We start from the raw sequence: 2,993 nt of genomic DNA, 5'->3' as shown, positions 1-2,993 counted from the left end.
CTCCGGCGGCGGCTCGTCGGTATCGCCGTCTCCTCCGCGGGACGACATGGGGGGAATAGCGAAGCCGACGGTCCTGCCTCGAGCCGGCGTCACCGCGATGCCGACGAGGGTCTGGGGCGACGGCGCGACCATGACCACGTTCGAGCCGAAGCCCGACGAGAGAATCTGCGTCGTCGAGATGCCGGCGCGGGAAAAGCGCGATCGGTCAGCACGGCTCAGCGTGCCGTTGCCGACGAGCCGGAACGAGCGGGCCTCACCGCTCCATGCCGGGCGGTCGCCGCGGCGGACGGGCTGGACAGTGACGTTGGCGCGTCGGTAGTCCCCACGCCGTTCTAGGTACTCGATGGTGACCGAGTGCGACGCGCCCTCGAGGACGAGGACGTCGTTCGGGACGGGGGCCGTCGGGGTGAACGCAGTGAGCCCGGAGACGGCCAGGCCACCCGCGAGTGCCAAGGCGAGAAGTCGTTTCATGGAAAGAGGGAAGGTGGACACCCCTCCGTACGCGGTCCGCCCTCGAGGGAGACCATGCACTTCCGGTGCCGGCCTCGAGGACGAGCGTCGTCACCACCCGCTTCCCATTTTTTCGTCCTCGAGAAACCGCCCTCGAGGACGATGAACGTGCTCTCACATGTGGATCGCAGATGCGAACAGCGATGCGGCTACATCTCCAGCCGGACCCGCTCCCTGGTGACATCGGTTCGGATCGGCTCGGCTCCCTGCCCGAAGCATTCGCAGGTCCATGGGTCGATGTAGCGGCACCCCACCGGTCGACTGCACTGTTGGCCACCACCCTCGCTCGTGCGAGCCTCTTCGCCCTCCTGATCGAGCTTGAGCCACTTGACGGGCCACGCCTCAAACGAGCTCACCCTCCAGAGGACCGGTTGGCCCCTCGCGCCTCGGACGAGGACGTACGCGATCGACTCGGCGCGTGGGAGCACGCTTCGGGCGCGGACGCTCGACGTGTGACCCGAGCTAAGGAACTCGTCGATGACGACCCATTCTCCGTCGCTGGAGATGACCGCGATCTCACGGATGCTTCTGCCCCACGGTGCGCGCCCCTCCCTAAGCTGTTCGACCGTGATGGTCGCATCTCCGCTGCCCCGCTCCCCGTAGTCGATGGTGATTGCGTGGGTCGGCCGCTCGCGCTGGGCCTCTGCTGGGAGCGCGAGAGTGAGGCCCACGAGAGTGAAGAGAGACAATCGGAGAGCGGTACTAGCGTGGTCAGTCATGAAACCGGTGGAGGAGAGGTTGGAGCGAGTGTGGAAGAGGCGCGGTCGCGATCCTGAGGATCAGATCCCGAAAGACAGCTTCTGCGTCCCTCCGGGCCCGCGGCGTTCCTCGTTCCCCCACGGGTCGGTGTCTGTGCACTCGCACGTCCACGGGTTGATCAGCTCCATGCATACGTTGGTGCATTGGTCGCTGTCGCCGTTGCGATCTCCACCCGTCCCCGGATCGTCCGTGCCAGGGTCGTCCGGATCGGGTTCTTTGGGCTTGTCTTTGTCGTCGTCGCCCAGGCTCTGTGCAGGTGAACGCCACGTGTGGACGCTCCCTGTCGCGGTGCGGATGGCGAATGCGCCGAGTTGATCAGGAGCTGGAACGCGGCCTCGGGCTTCGTAAGCCCCCCTTCGATCTGTGCGACTCGTGAGGACATGCCACCCCGACTCTGCGCTCCAGAATGCGAGCTGTCCGATCTCTCCGCGCCAGCTTGGCCGCCCCTCACGAGGTGTGATGCGGACCGTCGCGCGACGGAGCGCTCCATGTCTCTCGGAGTACTCGATCTCGACGGTATGGCTCGTGGACTCGAGGACGACAGGCGCTCCTTCGGTCTGTGACGGTGGCCGAGCGAGAAGGATCAGGGGGACGAGAAGAGCAGAGAGGCTCAGTAGTCGTACAGAGGCGCGCATTGGAGTTGGCTAGAAGTTCGTGATGGTTCCTCCGTCAACCGAGCCGGACAAGGGCCACGGGTGCTGATTCAACCGTCACCCAGATACAACAGCCAGAGGAGTGCGCGCTCTCTTTGGGTAGGCGGCAACGACTGCCCAAGGGGGTTCAAGAGGGTGGTTACGGGCGCCGCCCTATCTTAATAAATCTCAATCTTCTACCTGATGCTCCATTCGTCATCGGACGTCCACGCCAGCCGGCTCGACGCCGTGACGGCCGTCTTGAGGGCTGTAGCTGACGACGAGCTACCCCAGGAGGAACTCGTCGCGCGGCTCGTCCCGATCATCTACGACGAGCTTCGTGAGATCGCTCGAGCGCAGCGCCATCGGATCGACGTCAGCGGCCTCCAAACGACCGCCCTCGTCCACGAGGCGTACCTGAAGATGGCTGGCCGATCCCTCCTCCCGAACCGCTCCTACGTGTTCGCAGCCGTAGCTCAGGCCATGCGCGACGTGCTCGTAGACCACGCGCGACGGCGCGGCGCCAAGAAGCGGGGCAGTGGGGAGGCCGCGCTGACCTTGAGCGCGATCAGCAACGTGGCTAGCAGCGACGACGTCGACTCGCTGGCGGGACGCGTTCTCGATGTCGATGCCGCGATTCGCCGCCTCGAGGACGTGTCACCACGCGCCGCCAAGCTCGTGGAACTCCGTTTCTTCGGCGGGCTCTCGATCGACGAGGCGGCTGCCACTCTCGAGATCAGTCGGACCACGGCCAAGAGGGAGTGGCGCAGAGCGCGAGCCTGGCTGCACCGCGCCCTCGAGGACGGCCCTGTTGGGACGGCGACAGCGGAGGGAGAGGGCGACCCGTTGCAGACCCATGCCCACTGACCCTCCTAGAAACCCGGATCTCTGGGCTCGCGTCGCCGACGTGTTCGACGCGGTCGTCGACCTGCCTACGGGCGAGCAGGAGTCTGAGTTGGACCGGCTGTGCCTAGCGGACGGCTCCGTGGATGCGACCCTCCGCGCTGAAGTCGAGGCTCTCCTCGCCGCCGACCGATCTGCTCCGACAGAGGACCGGATCGACCTCGCCTCGGCCGCCGAGCTCATATCGGA

General features: G+C 66.0%; 4 protein-coding genes. 2 read left to right on the top strand and 2 right to left on the bottom strand.

Annotated features, from left to right (window positions below; translation table 11 throughout):
• Both WBA11_RS11455 and WBA11_RS11450 read right to left on the bottom strand, forming a co-directional pair.
• On the bottom strand, positions 1 to 471 hold a 471-nt coding region (locus tag WBA11_RS11455), incomplete at its 3' end, for a hypothetical protein (RefSeq protein ID WP_424520815.1).
• Between the two features lie 188 nt (positions 472 to 659).
• Complete coding sequence (locus WBA11_RS11450) at positions 660 to 1,199, bottom strand: hypothetical protein (RefSeq protein ID WP_424520814.1); 540 nt, start codon at positions 1,197 to 1,199, stop codon at positions 660 to 662.
• Between the two features lie 906 nt (positions 1,200 to 2,105).
• Between WBA11_RS11450 and WBA11_RS11445 the strand changes: the two genes are divergently transcribed.
• Positions 2,106 to 2,768, top strand: a complete 663-nt coding sequence (locus WBA11_RS11445; protein ID WP_424520813.1) for an ECF-type sigma factor — start codon at positions 2,106 to 2,108, stop codon at positions 2,766 to 2,768.
• Positions 2,758 to 2,993 (top strand): hypothetical protein (locus WBA11_RS11440; RefSeq protein WP_424520812.1); only part of this gene is annotated, 236 nt, incomplete at its 3' end. The genes WBA11_RS11445 and WBA11_RS11440, both read left to right, overlap by 11 nt.

Source organism: Rubrivirga sp., from assembly GCF_049648075.1.
Taxonomy (GTDB): Bacteria; Bacteroidota; Rhodothermia; order Rhodothermales; family Rubricoccaceae; genus Rubrivirga.
This window is presented reverse-complemented; position numbering and strand designations above follow the sequence as displayed.